This window comes from Chryseobacterium mulctrae (genome assembly GCF_006175945.1).
GTDB lineage: Bacteria > Bacteroidota > Bacteroidia > Flavobacteriales > Weeksellaceae > Chryseobacterium > Chryseobacterium mulctrae.
Window position 1 is genome coordinate 2,761,765 of sequence record NZ_VAJL01000001.1, and the last position, 16,045, is coordinate 2,777,809.

17 protein-coding genes are annotated in these 16,045 nt (G+C 33.3%); 8 read left to right on the forward strand and 9 right to left on the reverse strand.

The genetic code is table 11. From position 1 onward, the window contains the following. Window positions 1-25: 25 nt before the first annotated feature. Complete coding sequence (gene pdxA / locus FDY99_RS12650; protein ID WP_074232088.1) at window positions 26-1,117, reverse strand: 4-hydroxythreonine-4-phosphate dehydrogenase PdxA; 1,092 nt, start codon at window positions 1,115-1,117, stop codon at window positions 26-28. Window positions 1,118-1,166: 49 nt separating this feature from the next. Here pdxA and FDY99_RS12655 point away from each other — a divergent pair, with 49 nt between their 5' ends. Genes FDY99_RS12655 through FDY99_RS12665 form a run of 3 tightly spaced genes read left to right on the forward strand, consistent with a single transcriptional unit; the run spans window position 1,167 to window position 3,911 of the window. Then, on the forward strand, window positions 1,167-1,763 hold the full coding sequence (locus tag FDY99_RS12655) for a riboflavin synthase (RefSeq protein WP_139421946.1): 597 nt from the start codon (window positions 1,167-1,169) through the stop codon (window positions 1,761-1,763). Continuing rightward, window positions 1,753-3,207 carry a sensor histidine kinase gene (locus FDY99_RS12660; protein WP_139421948.1) on the forward strand — a complete coding sequence of 485 codons (1,455 nt, stop codon included), beginning with the start codon at window positions 1,753-1,755 and terminating at the stop codon, window positions 3,205-3,207. Before FDY99_RS12655 ends, FDY99_RS12660 begins: the two co-directional genes overlap by 11 nt. After that, window positions 3,207-3,911 carry a tRNA1(Val) (adenine(37)-N6)-methyltransferase gene (locus tag FDY99_RS12665; protein ID WP_139421950.1) on the forward strand — a complete coding sequence of 235 codons (705 nt, stop codon included), beginning with the start codon at window positions 3,207-3,209 and terminating at the stop codon, window positions 3,909-3,911. Before FDY99_RS12660 ends, FDY99_RS12665 begins: the two co-directional genes overlap by 1 nt. 50 nt (window positions 3,912-3,961) lie before the next feature. Here the strand turns inward: FDY99_RS12665 and FDY99_RS12670 are convergent, their stop codons facing one another. Both FDY99_RS12670 and rpmH read right to left on the reverse strand, forming a co-directional pair. Beyond that, window positions 3,962-4,672: a cell division ATP-binding protein FtsE gene (locus tag FDY99_RS12670; protein WP_074232085.1), complete on the reverse strand. Its 711-nt coding sequence runs from the start codon at window positions 4,670-4,672 to the stop codon at window positions 3,962-3,964. 157 nt (window positions 4,673-4,829) lie between these two features. Then, window positions 4,830-4,988: a 50S ribosomal protein L34 gene (gene rpmH, locus FDY99_RS12675; RefSeq protein ID WP_034679005.1), complete on the reverse strand. Its 159-nt coding sequence runs from the start codon at window positions 4,986-4,988 to the stop codon at window positions 4,830-4,832. Window positions 4,989-5,197: 209 nt separating this feature from the next. Here rpmH and FDY99_RS12680 point away from each other — a divergent pair, with 209 nt between their 5' ends. After that, the gene (locus FDY99_RS12680) at window positions 5,198-6,202 is read left to right on the forward strand and encodes a DHH family phosphoesterase (RefSeq protein ID WP_074232084.1); all 1,005 of its coding nucleotides are present in this window, start codon (window positions 5,198-5,200) and stop codon (window positions 6,200-6,202) included. Window positions 6,203-6,345: 143 nt separating this feature from the next. On the opposite strand, the gene FDY99_RS12685 is transcribed toward FDY99_RS12680, so the two are convergent. The 6 genes from FDY99_RS12685 to tilS form a co-directional block, all read right to left on the reverse strand. Next, entirely contained in the window at window positions 6,346-7,137 is a 792-nt protein-coding gene (locus tag FDY99_RS12685; RefSeq protein WP_074232083.1) for a patatin-like phospholipase family protein, read from the reverse strand. Window positions 7,138-7,205: 68 nt separating this feature from the next. Beyond that, the gene (locus FDY99_RS12690) at window positions 7,206-7,988 is read right to left on the reverse strand and encodes an alpha/beta fold hydrolase (RefSeq protein ID WP_139421953.1); all 783 of its coding nucleotides are present in this window, start codon (window positions 7,986-7,988) and stop codon (window positions 7,206-7,208) included. A 12-nt stretch (window positions 7,989-8,000) separates the two neighbouring features. Next, on the reverse strand, window positions 8,001-8,531 hold the full coding sequence (locus FDY99_RS12695; RefSeq protein WP_139421955.1) for a hypothetical protein: 531 nt from the start codon (window positions 8,529-8,531) through the stop codon (window positions 8,001-8,003). 161 nt (window positions 8,532-8,692) lie between these two features. Then, a complete protein-coding gene (locus FDY99_RS12700) occupies window positions 8,693-9,217 on the reverse strand; it encodes an ExbD/TolR family protein (RefSeq protein ID WP_139421957.1) in 525 nt (174 codons plus the stop codon). Window positions 9,218-9,425: 208 nt separating this feature from the next. Next, entirely contained in the window at window positions 9,426-11,495 is a 2,070-nt protein-coding gene (locus FDY99_RS12705; RefSeq protein WP_139421959.1) for a protein-disulfide reductase DsbD family protein, read from the reverse strand. A 1-nt stretch (window position 11,496) separates the two neighbouring features. Beyond that, on the reverse strand, window positions 11,497-12,822 hold the full coding sequence (tilS, locus tag FDY99_RS12710) for a tRNA lysidine(34) synthetase TilS (protein ID WP_139421961.1): 1,326 nt from the start codon (window positions 12,820-12,822) through the stop codon (window positions 11,497-11,499). Window positions 12,823-12,908: 86 nt separating this feature from the next. On the opposite strand from tilS, the gene FDY99_RS12715 reads away from it, so the two are divergent. The 4 genes from FDY99_RS12715 to FDY99_RS12730 all read left to right on the forward strand — a co-directional run bounded on the left by FDY99_RS12715 (window position 12,909) and on the right by FDY99_RS12730 (window position 16,044). Then, the gene (locus FDY99_RS12715) at window positions 12,909-13,742 is read left to right on the forward strand and encodes an OmpA family protein (RefSeq protein WP_139421963.1); all 834 of its coding nucleotides are present in this window, start codon (window positions 12,909-12,911) and stop codon (window positions 13,740-13,742) included. A gap of 370 nt (window positions 13,743-14,112) precedes the next feature. Next, complete coding sequence (locus tag FDY99_RS12720) at window positions 14,113-14,760, forward strand: O-methyltransferase (RefSeq protein WP_139421965.1); 648 nt, start codon at window positions 14,113-14,115, stop codon at window positions 14,758-14,760. A 93-nt stretch (window positions 14,761-14,853) separates the two neighbouring features. Further along, complete coding sequence (locus tag FDY99_RS12725) at window positions 14,854-15,570, forward strand: C40 family peptidase (RefSeq protein WP_139421967.1); 717 nt, start codon at window positions 14,854-14,856, stop codon at window positions 15,568-15,570. A gap of 6 nt (window positions 15,571-15,576) precedes the next feature. Next, on the forward strand, window positions 15,577-16,044 hold the full coding sequence (locus FDY99_RS12730; protein WP_139421969.1) for a DUF1648 domain-containing protein: 468 nt from the start codon (window positions 15,577-15,579) through the stop codon (window positions 16,042-16,044). Window position 16,045: the final 1 nt, after the last annotated feature.

Sequence of the window (16,045 nt, forward strand, 5' to 3'; positions counted from 1 at the left end):
ATTAATTTTAATTCGTTTACAGATTTTACATTTCGCTTTCTATTGGTAGATCTTCATCAATTCCGTTATCCGATGGCATCCTTCTTGGCTGTAGGCGATTGCTCATCAAATCTTTATAATCATTTCGGTTATTGAAAATTTTAATTGCCGTGAAAATAGCTTCCATAAAACTTTGCGCATCGGCAACGTTTTTTCCTGCAATATCATAGGCTACGCCGTGATCGGGTGACGTTCTGATAAAAGGAAGTGCAGCAGTATAATTTACTCCTTCTTCATACGCTAAAGTTTTAAAAGGTGCTAATCCCTGATCGTGATACATTGCTAAAACAGCATCGTAATTTTTATATTTTGCAGGCTGAAAAAAACTGTCTGCAGGGAAAGGTCCGAAAGTAAGGATTCCGTTGTCTGAAAGTTCTTTGATTGCCGGAGAAATGATTTCTATTTCTTCATTTCCGATTACTCCGCCATCACCTGAATGCGGATTTAACCCTAAAACCGCAATTTTTGGTCTTCTGATCGCAAAATCTTCAATTAAAGTTTGATTTAAAGCGCGGATCTGCTTTTTTATTTTTTCTTTAGAAATATTTTCAGCAACCTGAGAGATAGGAATATGATGAGTAGAAACAGCTACTTTCAAATCTTCCGATACCAAAAACATTAAGCCTTTTTTATTAAATTTTTCTTCAAAATAACCGGTGTGACCTGCATGTTTGAAACCCATTTTTACCATCTCATCTTTGTTGATAGGTGCGGTTACCAAAACATCAATTTCGCCTTTCATTAAAGCTTCAGTTGCTGCTTCCAACGAATCTATTGCCATTTTGGTAGATTCTTCTGTAGGTTTTCCAAGCTCTACATTAGAATTTTCTTTCACAAGGTTCACCATATTCAGCTTCCCATTTTGGGCTTGTGAAGCTTCGGTGATGTAATTGAAATTTAAATTAAGCTTAAAAAGATTTTTCTGATAAGTGAAAAGTTTGCCCGATCCAAAAATAATTGGAGTGAAAAAATCTGTAATAGTTTTGTCCGTCAGAGACTTCATGATGATTTCGGGGCCGATGCCGTTGAAATCTCCAATTGAAATTCCTACTCGTACTTTATGGTTTTTTGGGCTCATTTTGATTATCTTTGAAGATTATAATTTTACAAATTTAGCAAAAAATAATATGTTCACAGGAATTATTGAAGCAGTAGGGGTTATTGAGAAAATACAGGAAAACGGAACGAATATAGACTTTACACTAAGTTGTCCTTTTACGAACGAACTAAAGATCGATCAAAGTCTTGCCCATAACGGCTGTTGTTTGACGGTTGTAGAGATAAAAGATGATCGATATGTGGTTACTGCAATTAATGAAACTTTAGAAAAAACAAATTTAGGGAAATGGAAAGTAGGAAGCGTTGTTAATTTGGAGCGCTGTATGAAGATGGACGGAAGGCTTGATGGACATATCGTACAAGGTCATGTAGACAAAACCGGAGAAATTGTGAGCATCGAAAACAAAGATGGCAGCTATTTTGTTACTGTAAAATATAATTCAGAAGGTAATTTTGTTACAGTTCCTCAAGGCTCAATCACGGTTAACGGAATTAGTTTGACGGTAGCTAAAAGTGAAGACTTTCAGTTTTCTGTAGCTATCATCCCATACACTTGGGAATTTACCAATATGAATACACTTCAGGTAGCCGATAAAGTAAACCTGGAGTTTGATATTATTGGTAAGTACATCTCAAAACTAATTAGCAGGCAGAATGGCATTTAATAAATATAAAGGATATAGCTTAAGAAACCGTGTATTTTTCGGATTCTTATTAATATGTCTTTTAAGTGTTGCTGCATCTTCGTTGGTTCCTTATTTTGTGTTGCGGAATAATGCTCTGCAACAAAGCAAAATTGATATGCAGGAAAAAACCAATGCGGTAATGGCGTATTTCGATTATGCTTTGAGCCGTACTTCTGTGCAAACTCAGGATCTTAAAAAGGTTTTAGGAAATAAGATATTTGAAATTGCAGATATTAATCAGCACGATATTATTGTTTATGATCTGAAAGGTAATTATTTGCTGTCAAATAAAGATTTGAATCTTGTTGACCGCAAAAAAGTTCCGGTAGATATTGTCAATAAGATCTTATCGAAAGAAACCCGATATGATATTCGAGGGTATGATGCTGATAAAGATGCGGTATATACTTCATCGTATCTCGTTCTGAAAAATAATATGTGGGAGCCAATCGGGATTATCTATATTCCGTTGTATCATAATGAGTCTGCTTACATGGAAGTATTACATAAGTATGTGATTTACATACTTATGATAGATTTAATTATTATTGTTTTCAGCATTTGGCTCAGTTGGGTTACTTCAAATAATTTAGCGAAAAATATCACGAAATTCTCAGATATGATTACCCGCATCACTCTTTTTGAGAATGAAATGCGCCCTATCAAATATTATAAAAATGATGAACTGAATGCTTTGGCGAGAGCGTATAACAGGATGATTCTTCAGATTCAGGATCAGAAAGAAAGACTTCGTTTTAAAGCTTCTGAGGAAGCGTGGCGTGAAATGGCAAAACAGGTGGCGCATGAAGTGAAAAATCCACTGACTCCAATGAAATTGACCATTCAGAATTTTGAAAGGAAATTTGATCCGCAAGATCCGAATGTTACAGAAAGAGTAAAGCAGATGAGCAAAACAATGGTTGATCAGATCGATGTTATTGCAACCGTGGCTTCTGCTTTTTCTGAATTTGCCAAACTTCCCGAAAAGAATAATGAAGTTATTAATTTGAATAGTGAAATAGAAGATATTTTAAGAGTTTTCAATGATGATCAGATATTCGTTCATACGAATAAGAGCAATATTATGATTACGATGGATCGTGTTTTCCTTTCCAGAATTATTACCAATTTGGTTACCAATGCCAAACAGGCGCAAAGTGATGATCGAAATCTTTTGGTGAATGTAGATATTGAGCAGCATCAGAGAAGGGTCATTATTTCTGTTGAGGATAACGGTATCGGAATTCCCGAGGATATGTTCGAAAAAATATTTGAACCCAATTTTACCTCTAAAAACAGTGGGATGGGACTTGGTTTATCGATGGTCAGAAAAATGGTTGAGGACTACAAAGGTGAAATTTCCGTAAAATCTGTAGCTGGAAAAGGGTCTACATTTACCATCACTTTACCGACCAATTTATAGTGAAATCTTTTAAATTTAAACAGTTCGAAATTCAGCAGTCAAAAAACGTCTTCCGTGTAGGAACAGACGGTGTTTTGCTGGGTTCTTTAGCGAATGTGGATAATGTTTCTAAAGTACTGGAAGTAGGGACGGGAACAGGCTTGATTTCGTTAATGTTGGCGCAAAGAAATTCTCAGGCAGATTTTTTAGGAATTGATATTAATGAAGAAGCAGTAAATCTGACTAAAAGCAATTTTGAAAATTCACCATTTCATTTAAGATTAAAATATATTCTCCAAGATTTCAAAGCGTTTCAGTCTGAAGAAAAATTCGATTTAATTGTTTCAAACCCACCTTATTTTGAAGAATCTGATTCGGAAAAAGATAAATTGGCGCGGCAAACAGTTGAGTTAAATTTCTTGCAACTGATTTCAAAATCCTCAGAATTACTTTCTGAAAATGGTATTTTATCTGTGATTATTCCGTCTGAAGCGGGTCATGATTTTGTTAGAATTGCTCATGAAAATCAATTATTTCTGATTCGACAAGTCAATATTAAAGGAATCGAAAATTCAAAAGTAAAAAGATTAGTCCTTGAGTTTTCTTTAAATGAAAAGGAAGTGGAAGAGTCTGAATTTATTATAGAAAAAAGTCCGAGACAATACTCGGACCAATATCTTGAACTCACCAAGAAGTTTCATGTCTTTAAAGAAGTTAGAAATTAGATTTTAGAAGTTAGTATTTTCTGAATCTCTCAATTTCTGAATCTTTTAATTTATTCAAACAATTCAGACGTATCCAGTACAGAAACTTTTCCGTCTTCACATCTGATTGCTTCTCCAGGGAAATTCTGAATCATATGATAATCGTGTGTCGCCATTACTACAGCTGCATGATTGTCTTCAGCAACTTTTTTCAGAAGCGTCATAATTTCGTTAGAGGTTTCAGGGTCTAAATTTCCTGTTGGCTCATCTGCTAAAATTAAATCTGGATGGTTTAAAAGTGCTCTTGCAATGGCAATACGCTGTTGTTCTCCACCTGAAAGTTCGTGTGGCATTTTATGCTTTTTGCCTTTCATGTTTACACTTGAAAGTACTTCGTTGATGCGGTCGTCAATTTTTGTTTTGTCGCTCCATCCTGTAGCTTCTAAAACGAACTTTAAGTTTTTTTCAACCGTTCTGTCGGAAAGCAATTGAAAATCCTGGAAAACAATTCCTAGCTTTCTTCTAAGATTAGGAATATCGGATGCTTTTAATTTAGCCAGATCAAAACCTACCACTTCAGCTTTTCCCGCAACCAAAGGAATATGTCCGTAAAGAGTCTTCAAAAGAGAACTTTTTCCGGAACCTGTTTTTCCGATAAGATAACAGAATCTTCCTTTCTTTATATTAAGGTTAACGTCAGAAAGTACCGTGAAACTTTTTTGAGCAATCTTTGCGTGTTGCAAACTTACAATACTGTCTCCGGTGATATTTGTATGTGGCATAAATTCAAATTTTATAGGCTTTTCAGAAAGCACTTTTTTCAGATTTTAAAAATAAAAAAAGATATTCTATAAACCTAAAAATTAATATATTTTAACAACAAAAAATGCCTGAAAAAGTACTTTTCAAGCATGATCTGTATATTTTGACTAAAGAATATTATCTCTTAGCTCTTGCAGAACTTACTGTAAGGCTTTTTCTGCCTTTAGCTCTTCTCGCTGCCAAAACTCTTCTTCCGTTTGGCGTAGACATTCTTTCTCTGAAACCGTGTTTGTTTCTTTTCTTTCTTTCTGATGGTTGGAATGTTCTTTTACTCATTACTATATGTTTAAGTCGTAATTATCTATTAATTTTCAGGTTGCAAAGATATTAATTTTTTTAATAGATACAAATATTACCTTTCTTTTTTTGAAATATTTTTAATTGTTTTATAAAGAGATTTATTAAAAAACTAGCTCTGTACTATTCTATATTTACTATTCATTCCGTTTAAAACCTTTATCTTTGGAAACTCAAATTTAAAGAAAATGTTTACACCTTCAGAACTTTTAGAAATCAACAAGCTTCTTGTACCGGAAAATAAAATTGTTATTCTTACCCATTACAATCCGGATGGAGACGCTATTGGCTCTAGTTTAGGTTTAAAACATTACTTAAAAGCAAAAGGTTTGGAAGCTGAGGTTGTTGTTCCCAACGATTTCCCGAAATTCCTGAAATGGATGCCTGAAGCGAAGAAAAATATTATTGGTGAATACAAAAGAAAAGTTGCTTTTGATATTATTAATGAAGCAGATGTCATTTTCTGTTTAGATTTCAATTCTCCTGCGAGAATCGGAATTTTGGGTGATTGGTTGATGAGAGCGAAAGCGAAAAAAATTCTTATCGATCATCATCAACAACCTGAAGATTTTGATTTTGTATATTCGGATACCGTTATTCCTGCGACTTGTCAGATGGTTTATCATTTCATTGAAGCGATGGACGATGAAAAATTGGTTAATCAAGATATTGCAGAATGCCTTTACACCGGAATTATGACTGATACAGGTGGTTTCCGTTTCCGTTCTACAAGTGCAACAACGCACAGAATTGTTGCTAATCTGATTGAAAAAGGTGCAGATCCGTCTGTGATTACTTCTAATACTTGGGATACGAATACCGTTTCACGTTTGCATTTATTAGCCTTGATTTTAGGTAGAATAGAAGTGGTAAATGATGGGAAAGTTGCGGTTTTATATCTGACGAGAAAAGAACTTCAGGAATATGGTTTCCAGAAAGGAGATACAGAAGGTTTTGTAAATTACGGACTGAGTATTGTCGGAGTAAAAATGGCTGCGTTTTTCATGGAAGATCTTTACGAAGATTTCATTAAAATTTCTTTCAGAAGTAAAGATGATGTTGATGTAAATCAGTTTTCTAGAAAATATTTCAGCGGTGGAGGTCACATTAATGCAGCAGGAGGAAAATCGATGGAATCTTTACCAGATACGATTGAAACATTTAAAAGTAGAATTGCGGAGGAGAATTTGTAGTTAGTTAGTTAGTTAGTTAGTTAGTTAGTTAGTTAGTTAGTTAGTTAGTTAGTTAGTTAGTTAGTTAGTTAGTTAGTTAGTTAGTTAGTTAGTTAGTTAGTTAGTTAGTTAGTTGCAAAAACTCATAACTAATAATTCAAAACTTATAACTTCTTATAACCTCTTTCTTCGAGATCATTACAGGTATATTCATAAACTTCCTGAAACATAACATCCAGAAACTTTTTATTGAAAAGGCTGAATTTGGTCATTTTTGGAGGGTCTAAAAATATGTCGCAATGACTTGCTTTAGAATAAACAGATTTTGCAATGGCTAAATGTAAAATACGGTCAAATTCTTTCATTAAACTCATGTTTTCCAATCCGTCATAACTGATAGAGTTTACGTGAGAGCCAATCAGGAAATCGCATTTGTCAACAATCGGTTCTATCGGAAGGTTGTCTAAAACTCCGCCGTCAACATAAATTTTTTCACCAATTTTTACAGGAGGCAAAACAAAAGGTACGCTTGAAGAGGCTAGAAGAGGCCCGAAAAGTTCTCCTTCAGAGAAAAAATCTACAATACCGTGAGTCATTTCTGTTGCAGTAACATATACAGGAATTTTTAAAATCTTAAAATCATCTTCAGGAAAATGATCATTAAAAAGTTTAAGAATAAATTTTGAGCTGAAAATCCCGTTTCTGGAAAGCTTCAGATAAGAACGTGAAAAAAAGGTGGTCTGCTTTACAATCTCCATCATTTCATCAGGTGTTTTCCCGAACGAATAAAATGCGCCAACAATAGATCCTGCGCTTGTTCCTGAAATAATGTCTGGTTTAAGATTGTATTCTTCCAGCGCTTTTAAAACAGCAATATGGGCGATTCCGCGCATTCCGCCTCCGGAAAGTGTAAGTCCTATAATGGGTTTCTTTTTTTTGAAAGAAAATAAATTCATTGAAAAATTTAAACCTTACTAAGATATGATTTTATATATAAATGGTATCTAATATTGATAAATGTTTTCTAAAGAACCAATTTTTTTGGTAAATGATGAAGAAGTTCAGTGTTGATTATTTCGGCACAAATAGAAGGTTTTTCCCAATGACCGTTGTGTCCGCAATCAAGAACATAAGATTTGATATTGGTACGATCGGGAAGATTATTGATCGTATTTTCAGTTTTTACAGCATTGTCATGTTTTCCGGCGAGAACTAAAACTCGACATTCTAGGTTTTCTAAAACATGTTTTTTGTCTGTTCTTTCCACCATCCCTTTTACGCAGGCTAAAGCTCCGAGATTATTGGTAGATAGTGCAACTTCCAGAGCTGTTTCTATTTTTCCTTCCAGAACATCTCTTTCATTAGGGGTAAATAAATTAGGGATTCCGGCTCTTGCATAATGCGCAAAAGCATCTTTTATTATTCTGTAGCTTTTCTTACGCTGTTCTTTTTTCTCCACATCATCCGGAAAATAAGTAGAGAAAAATAGAGTAAGGCTCTTTAAATAATCAGAAAATTGCTCGGCAAATGCTAAAGAAACGTAACCACCCATCGAGTGACCAAGCAAATGGATATTTTTTAAATTTTGATGATCTAAAACTTTTTTCACTTCTTCTGCCATCATTTCCATGGTGTGAACTTCAGCTAAGATATCCGATTTTCCATGTCCCGGAAGATCTATTTTCAGTAAAGTAAAATCTTTGGAAAGATTTTTTTCAAAGTCGCTCCAGATTGAAATGTTTTCCATAAAACCATGAAGCAGAACCAACGTCTCTTTCCCTTGTCCTTTTTTTTCAAAATTGAGCATAATCTTAAAATTTTAGTATTGAATGTCGATATAATCTACAAATCCCGAACGATTTACCATATCCTGAAGTCTGTACGTCTTTCCGCCATCTTTAGATGCGAAAGTTTTGGTGCCTTTTCTTGTGTAAGGTTTTCCGTTGTCATTTTCCGGAATTTTTTGAGTGATTTCTCCGGTGAAATTCATGTGTTTTGCCGAAACTACCTGTATAAAACCTTTAATATTAATTGAATTATTTCCTGATTTAATACTTCCTGAAACATCATAATTATCTCTTTCGCCTTCAATTTTTGTAAAATTGACAGATCCTGAGTATTTAGGTGAGCTGTCATTCTGATAAAAGAATTTGTGACTTCCGCTGAAATCTTTAAAACGGTTTTCGCTATTTTTGGCTTTAATGCTGTCGTTCAGTTTTGTTCTTGCAGCATTGATGGAATCTACGATTTTTGTGCTGTCAACTTTACTGTTGACTTCTGTAGTTTCTTTTTTTGAACATGAAAAGCTTAAGATTCCGATTCCAACTAAAATTAAAATGTTTTTCATCATGGTTTGAAATTTACGCTCAAATTTATAAAAAAAGAGCATTATAAAATGCTCTAAGTTTTAAAATTTATTCGCCACGAATACACAAATGTTTTACTGAATAAGATTTGTGCATTCGTGGCGAATAAATAGAAATAAGTTACTTTAAAACATTGCTTAAAGTATTATTTTACTACGTTTTCGTAAACTTTCTTTTCCCAAGGTTTGATGTCGCTTATTCCGTATCGTTCTTTTTTAGAGATCGAAATATTATCCATCATATCTACAAAATTTTTGTAATTCGCATCATCGGTTGGTTTTACAATAATGGTGAAAATTTCTTTTTTCGGAGCTTTTTCATAAGCATTAGAAATTATTTTTGAAACATTCAAACCGTTATAGTCTGTTTCTTTTAAACCTGCTTCTGTAAGGTCTTTTTCATTGCTTTGATGATAAAAAATTCTGTTGTTTTCTCCAATAATAAAAGTAATTTGATTACGTTGATCAATTACTTTGTCGTTAATAGGAACAGGATTTGGATCTTTTGCCGGCAAACCCAAATCCATTACATTAGGTTTTGTAAAACTTGATGTAAACATGAAAAACATCAATAATAAAAAATTTAAATCGACCATCGGAGTCATATCGATTTTGATAGGTTTTTTGTTTTGTTTGCCTCCTGATTTTTCTTTTGTAATAACTTCAGCCATAATTCAGTTTTTTAAATGTTGAACGAATTTTTAGAATCAATGAAATTTTATTTCACTTTAAATTGATTCGATGCAAAGTTTATACCTAAATTTTTATTTTGGTGTTAAATTATGAAAATTAATATTCATTTTAATAATTTATTGATGTATTCATTAAAAAAGCCTTATCAAAATGAATTGATAAGGCTTAGATTTATAATTGATTATCTTATTTGTTATTCTTGAAATAATTAACCCCACATTCCAGGAATTTTTTAAATTTCTCTTTTTCCATATAACCAGAAACCGGAGTATTGATCACTTTTCCATCCGGAGTTAAAAGAACGTAATGAGGCTGCGAATTATTATTAAAATTAGCGGTCTGGAACAAACTCCATCTGTCACCAATTGTTTTTACTTTTTTCACCTGTCCATCTCCCAAATCGATTTTGGTTTTTTGATCTTCAGGGAGCTCTTCTTTGTCGTCTACATAAAGAGAAGCAAGTACAACGTCGTTCTGAAGAATTGGTAAAATATCCGGCTCACTCCAAACGAATTCCTCCATTTTTCTACAGTTTTCACAACCGTAACCAGTGAAGTCAATTAGAATAGGTTTGTTTTCTTTTTTGGCGAGTTCAATAGCATTAAAGAAATCATGTTCAGGATGCATTCCCAGAATTCCGTCTTTTTCGTCATGGAAATAACTTACATTCAAAGGAGGCAAAATTCCGCTTAATAGTGCTAGTTTTGGTCTTTCTGCAGGAATTAAACCCTGAATTAAATAAACAACAAAACCAATTCCTAAAACTCCAATGATCTTTCTTGTAATAGAAATTTTCGGTTTCTTATCATCGTGAGGGAATCTTATCAATCCAAATAAATAAATAACCAATCCGATGGCAATTACAATCCAGATTGCAATGAAAAGCTCTCTTTTAATTAAGAATGTCTTAGAAACTAAGTCTGCTTTTGATAAGAATTTTAAAGCTAAAGCCAATTCCACAAAACCTAAAACTACTTTCACGGTATTCATCCAGCCTCCCGATTTTGGAAGACTTTGTAAAGCTTGCGGGAATAACGCCAATAATCCGAAAACAATCGCCCAAGCCAATCCGAAACCAGCCAAAGCAAATGTTAATAACATCGGAACGTTTGCCGAACCTGTAATGGCACTTCCCAATAAACTTCCCAAAATAGGACCTGTACAAGAGAAAGAAACAATGACTAAAGTTAAAGCCATGAAGAAAATACCAATCATTCCGCCTGCTTCTTCTGCTTTTGAAGATTTGTTGGCAATAGAGCTTGGTAAAGTAATATCGTAGTATCCGAAAAAACTTCCTGCGAAGAAAATAAAGATGATGAAGAAAACGATATTCAGCCAAACGTTGGTAGAAATTTCGTTGAAAATATTTCCTGCAATTCCATCAATTAAATGGAAAGGAAGGCTTAATAAAACAAAGATTAAAAGGATGAAAAATCCATAAACCAAAGCATCTCTTTTCCCTTTTGCCGGGTTTTTATTCCCTTTTGTAAAGAAAGAAACCGTTAATGGAATCATCGGGAAAACGCATGGTGTCAACAAAGCGATTAATCCTCCAATGAAACCTAATAGAAGATACGTCCAGTAATTTTCATCAATTTTTGAAGAACCTGTTCCACAATCTGTTAATGGTTTTGAGATATCAATAGAAGCTACTTTTAATTGTTTAGGATCTAATTTTGCGGTCTCAACAATTGTAGAATCTCCTTTTACAGGATTTCCGGTAAGCGTTTCAACAACTTTAGCAGAATCTTTAGTTGCCTCAGTTTTGTCATCAGCTACAGCTTCTTCGGTCACTCCGGTTGGAGTAATTTTTTTGTTGAATTCTAAAGTATTCGGAGCAAGACAAACTCTGTCGTCACACGTTTGATAAGTAATTTCTGCAACTACATCTCCAGCTTTTGTTGGGTCTTTCAGTTTAAATTTTTGCTTAAAACCTGCAGAATTGGAATAGTAAATAATCGTTCCTCCAAAAGCTTCAGAAAATTCTTCATGCTTTTTTCCGACTTCCTGAAATTTTCCAATCAGTTCAATGTTTTTTCCCGAAACCACATATTCTGTAGGGATTCCTGTGTCTTCAGGAATATCTCTTGAGTAAATATGCCATCCGCTTTCCAGTGTAGCATTCAAAACGGCTTCGTATTGGTTGTTACCTAATTCGTTGACGGTGAATTTGAATTTTACGGGGTTTTTTATTTGTGCATTAATTCCTGTTGCCAAAAACAGGAGAATTAGTAAAAACCAGTTTTTAAATTTCATTTTACTTTTCATTAAAAATTATGAGAACCTTCCTCGTTTTCTCATCTTTTGCGTGTCGCCGATCTTGTCTGAACGGAATAATGCCTAAAATGGCGTCATCTCCATCAGTCAGAAGCCAGATTTTTTGCTTCGCTAAAATAGACAATTTTTCGTCCTTAAAAAATTTCGAAACTTTCTTTTTTCCTGAGAAACCAATAGGACAAAACCAATCTCCCTCTTTTTTTTTGCGAAGTTTTAGCGGATGAATGATTTTTTCGGCATCAAATTCCCAGTTAAAGTTCGTAATGATTCCGTTAATACTCTCACTAAATTCTGAAATATCGATGCTTAATTGATTTTGATTCAATTCAGTGATATTAGTTAAAAGAATTTCTTTATAAATTTCAGGATTCAAATTTAATTGTATGAAAATCAATTCGTTTCTATTGATAATTAATTTAAATTCTTTTGAATAAAATCCACTTCCAGTTTTAGCTTTGAAGATTTTTTCAATTTCTTCAGGTTGATTAAATCCATATTTTCTTAAAATCTCAAACTGGGTAAACTCAGTTTCCTGATTCAGTTTTTCTTTGTTTAAGACAATGTTTCCTTCAGCTTTTATTAATAGTCTTTTCTCAATTTCATCAATTTGATGACTAACAAAATTTTTAGTTTGATTTAAATATGAAACACTTTTTCTAAAGTTCTCCAAAAACCGTTCATTGGTTTCAGAAAGTTTAGGAACCAATTCATTCCTGATTTTATTTCTCAGATAATCACTTTTTTTATTGGAAAGATCTTCGCGGAAATTAATATTGTTTTCTTCAGCAAATTGGTAAATTTCTTCTTTTGAAAAATTTAATAATGGTCTCAGAATATTTTTTTCATTTGCAGGGATTCCGCTTAAACCATTAATTCCGGAAGCTTTTGAAAGATTGATAATAAAGGTTTCTAACTGATCATTTAAATGATGAGCGGTTACCAAAAAATCCAGATTTTCTTTCTCCTGAATTTCTCGGAAGAATCGGTAACGAAGTTCGCGCGCCCAAAGCTGAATAGAATTTTCTGGCTGCTCATCTTTTTCCGAAACTTCATATAAATGAAATTTAATATTATTCTTGTAGCAAAAATCTTCGACTACTTTCTGGTCGGAATCAGAATCTTCACCACGAAGTTTGTAATTAATATGCGCAACCTGAAACTCGTATCCCGAACCTTGTAATTCATTAAAAAGATACGCTAAAACCATAGAATCTGCACCTCCGCTTACCGCTAAAAGATAGGTTGGGTTATCTGATAATTGAATGAGATTTTGAAGCTGTTCTTCAAATGCGGATTGTGTAAGCATAATGCTCAGAATTTCTTTTGTACAAAGATAATCCTAATTATTAAAATGAATTTTGTTACCTTTGAAATCGTTTAAAAAGTTTATTTATGAAGATTTTTAAAATTTTAGTAGCTTCAGTAGTGGTGTTGGGAATGACATCTTGCGTTAGTAAGAAGCAGTATGATGCTCTAAGTGGCAACTACAAACAGTGTATTGAAAATATTGGTGAGAGACAACGTGAAATTCAGGATCTGAAAGGTCAGAATTCAACATTGACGGCGGAAAATAACTTATTAAAAAGTCAGCACGATGCTTTGAAATCATCTTTGGATGCTTGTCTTTCAAACACAGGAAAGAGCTCGGCAAATATTGATAAATTGGTTGGTGAGATCAATGCGTCAAATTCTTATATCAAACAGTTGATTTCTGCAAATGCTAAAAACGACAGTTTAAATTTAGCGTTATCAAACAAGTTGAAAAGATCTTTGGATAATGTAACTGATCAGGATGTTCAGGTAAAAGTTCTTAAAGGTGTTGTAATGATTTCATTGTCAGATAAATTATTATACAAAACAGGAGATTACAACGTTTTACCTGCAGCTCAGGAAGTTTTGGGTAAAGTAGCAAAAGTAATCAACGATTATGATAAGTATTCTGTATTGATTGAAGGTAACACAGATAATGCGCCATTAAGCTCTGCAAATTTACCGAGAGACAACTGGGATCTTTCTGCATTGAGAGGTACAGCGATTGCTAAAATATTGCAGACTCAGTTTGGGGTAGATCCTGCAAGAATTACAGCAGGTGGTCGTTCTGAATACAATCCTAAAGCTACCAACATGAGTATTTCTGGAAGATCTGAAAACAGAAGAACAGAGATTATCATCATGCCTAAGCTGGATGAGTTTATGAAATTGATGGATATCACTCCTAAGAAATAATAAGACAAAACTTAAATAAAGAATTCCGATAAGCGATTATCGGAATTTTTTGTTTTCAAACTACATCTTCTTTTTTAAGAAGCTTTATAATCTGATCTAAGAAAAAACTGCGTCTTCTTTTACGGGAACTAATTTTTGTGGATGACGATTGGGTAATCGTGTAATTCTTTTCGCCATTCACGGGTAACAAATTTGTTTTCATCATCTTCATTCGAGTATTCTTACCTCTTTCTCTTATTTTGCAGTACCACAAAGTTATCAGCCTATCATCAGGAAAACAATCCGTATTTTTACGGATATTTTTTTGGAGATTATATTTTGATTTAAGACCCAGAATTATTTTAATTAAATTTGAACAAATAAAAAAATAATGAGTTTTTTTGAAGAAAAAAATCCGGAAATGGATCGGTATCTGGAAAATCATGCTTCGTCTGAGCCTGAAATTCTTAAAAAATTAAGAAGAGAAACTTTTCAGAAAACCACTCAGCCACATATGATTTCCGGTTATCAGCAGGGAAGGCTTCTAACGATTATTTCTAAAATGCTGAATCCTAAAAACGTTTTAGAAATAGGAACTTTTACAGGATATGCCACACTTTGCCTTACAGAAGGTTTGTCTCCAGAAGGAAAAATAACGACGCTTGATGTAAATGAAGATTTGGCTTATCTCCCAAGAAAATATTTCTCTGAAAGTAAATTTTCAAACCAAATTGATTTTAAAATTCAGGATGCAAAAGAATTTCTACGGAATACCGATGAGGTTTTTGATCTGATTTTTATTGATGCCGATAAAGAGAATTATGCTGAATATTTCAGATTAATTAAACCAAAGACAAAATCAGGCTCTGTGGTTCTGTTTGATAATGTACTTTGGTATGGGAAAGTTTTAGAAGAAAACCCGAAGCAGAAATCTACCCAGATCATTAAAGAACTTAATGATTTGGCGGCAAAAGATGATGATTTTGAAAATCTTATTCTACCTTTGCGTGATGGAGTAAACTTTCTAAGAAGAAAGTAGAATTTAAAGATTTAAAAATTAAAAATAATTTAAAGATTTTACATCATCTGATTTTTTAATATTTGAATCATTCAATCTTTAAATCAAAAATTGATGGATAAAGGAATTTGTATCGTGACTGTTGCGCCTGTTCGTTCCGAAAATTCGGATAGAGCAGAAATCGTTACCGAAATTTTGTATGGTGAAAGTGCAGATATTTTGGAAGTAAATAAAAACTGGACGAAAATAAAAATGCACTACGACGGCTATGAAGGCTGGATGGATACCAAACAAATCAAACCTGTCACCGAAGAATATCTTGCTAACAGAAAAGTAACACTCATTACAGAAGATTTTTCTTCGGTAATGACTCTTGAGGGAAAAACATTGTTGTCAATGGGTTCTGAAGTAGAGTTTCCGGCTGTTGCATCCAGAAGAAGTCATGATGTACGTGAAAGTGTTGCTTTGACTGCAAAAGAATTTCTTAACATTCCTTATTTGTGGGGTGGAAAAAGTTTTTTTGCGGTTGACTGTTCCGGTTTTGTACAGTTGGTTTATAAAATTCATAATGTGAAAATGCCTAGAGATACTTATCAACAAGCAGAAATAGGAGAGACTTTGAGTTTTGTAGAAGAAAGTCAGCCGGGAGATTTAGCTTTTTTCGAAAATTCTGAAGGCAAAATTATTCATGTAGGGATTATGCTCGACAATCAAAAAATTATCCATGCTTCCGGAAAAGTAAGAATAGATACGCTCGATTCTAGCGGGATTTTTAATAAAGAAATGAATAAACATACTCACAAACTGAGAGTCATTAAAAGCATTCTTTAAACTTTTATGGAAACTGTGATTCTTACTGTTTTTGATATTCTGAATTTAGTATTGATTCTGCTTTTATGGATTTATATTTTAAGAATATTTAAAAAACTTCCTGAGAAAATTCCGACTCATTTTGATCTTGAAGGAAAACCCGATCATTTTGGAGGGAAAAGATTTGCTTTTTTTCTCCCTGTTTTATCGGTCATATTTTATGTGGTTTTCTTTTTTATAACAAAATATCCCGAAACCGGAAATTTTCCGTTTGAGATTACAGAGGTAAATCAGAAAATGCAGTTTTTCATCATGATTTTTCTGTTGAAATGGCTTTTGTTTCTTATTTTATTGATGTTTTTAAATATTCAGGATTATACAGTTCGATACAGTTTAAATTCAGACTCGAAAGCAAGAGTTTACATTTTATTATTTATTCCTTTTATTTTTATCAGCGTAATGGCCGCTATAATCTCGGCTTATATTTATCAATAAT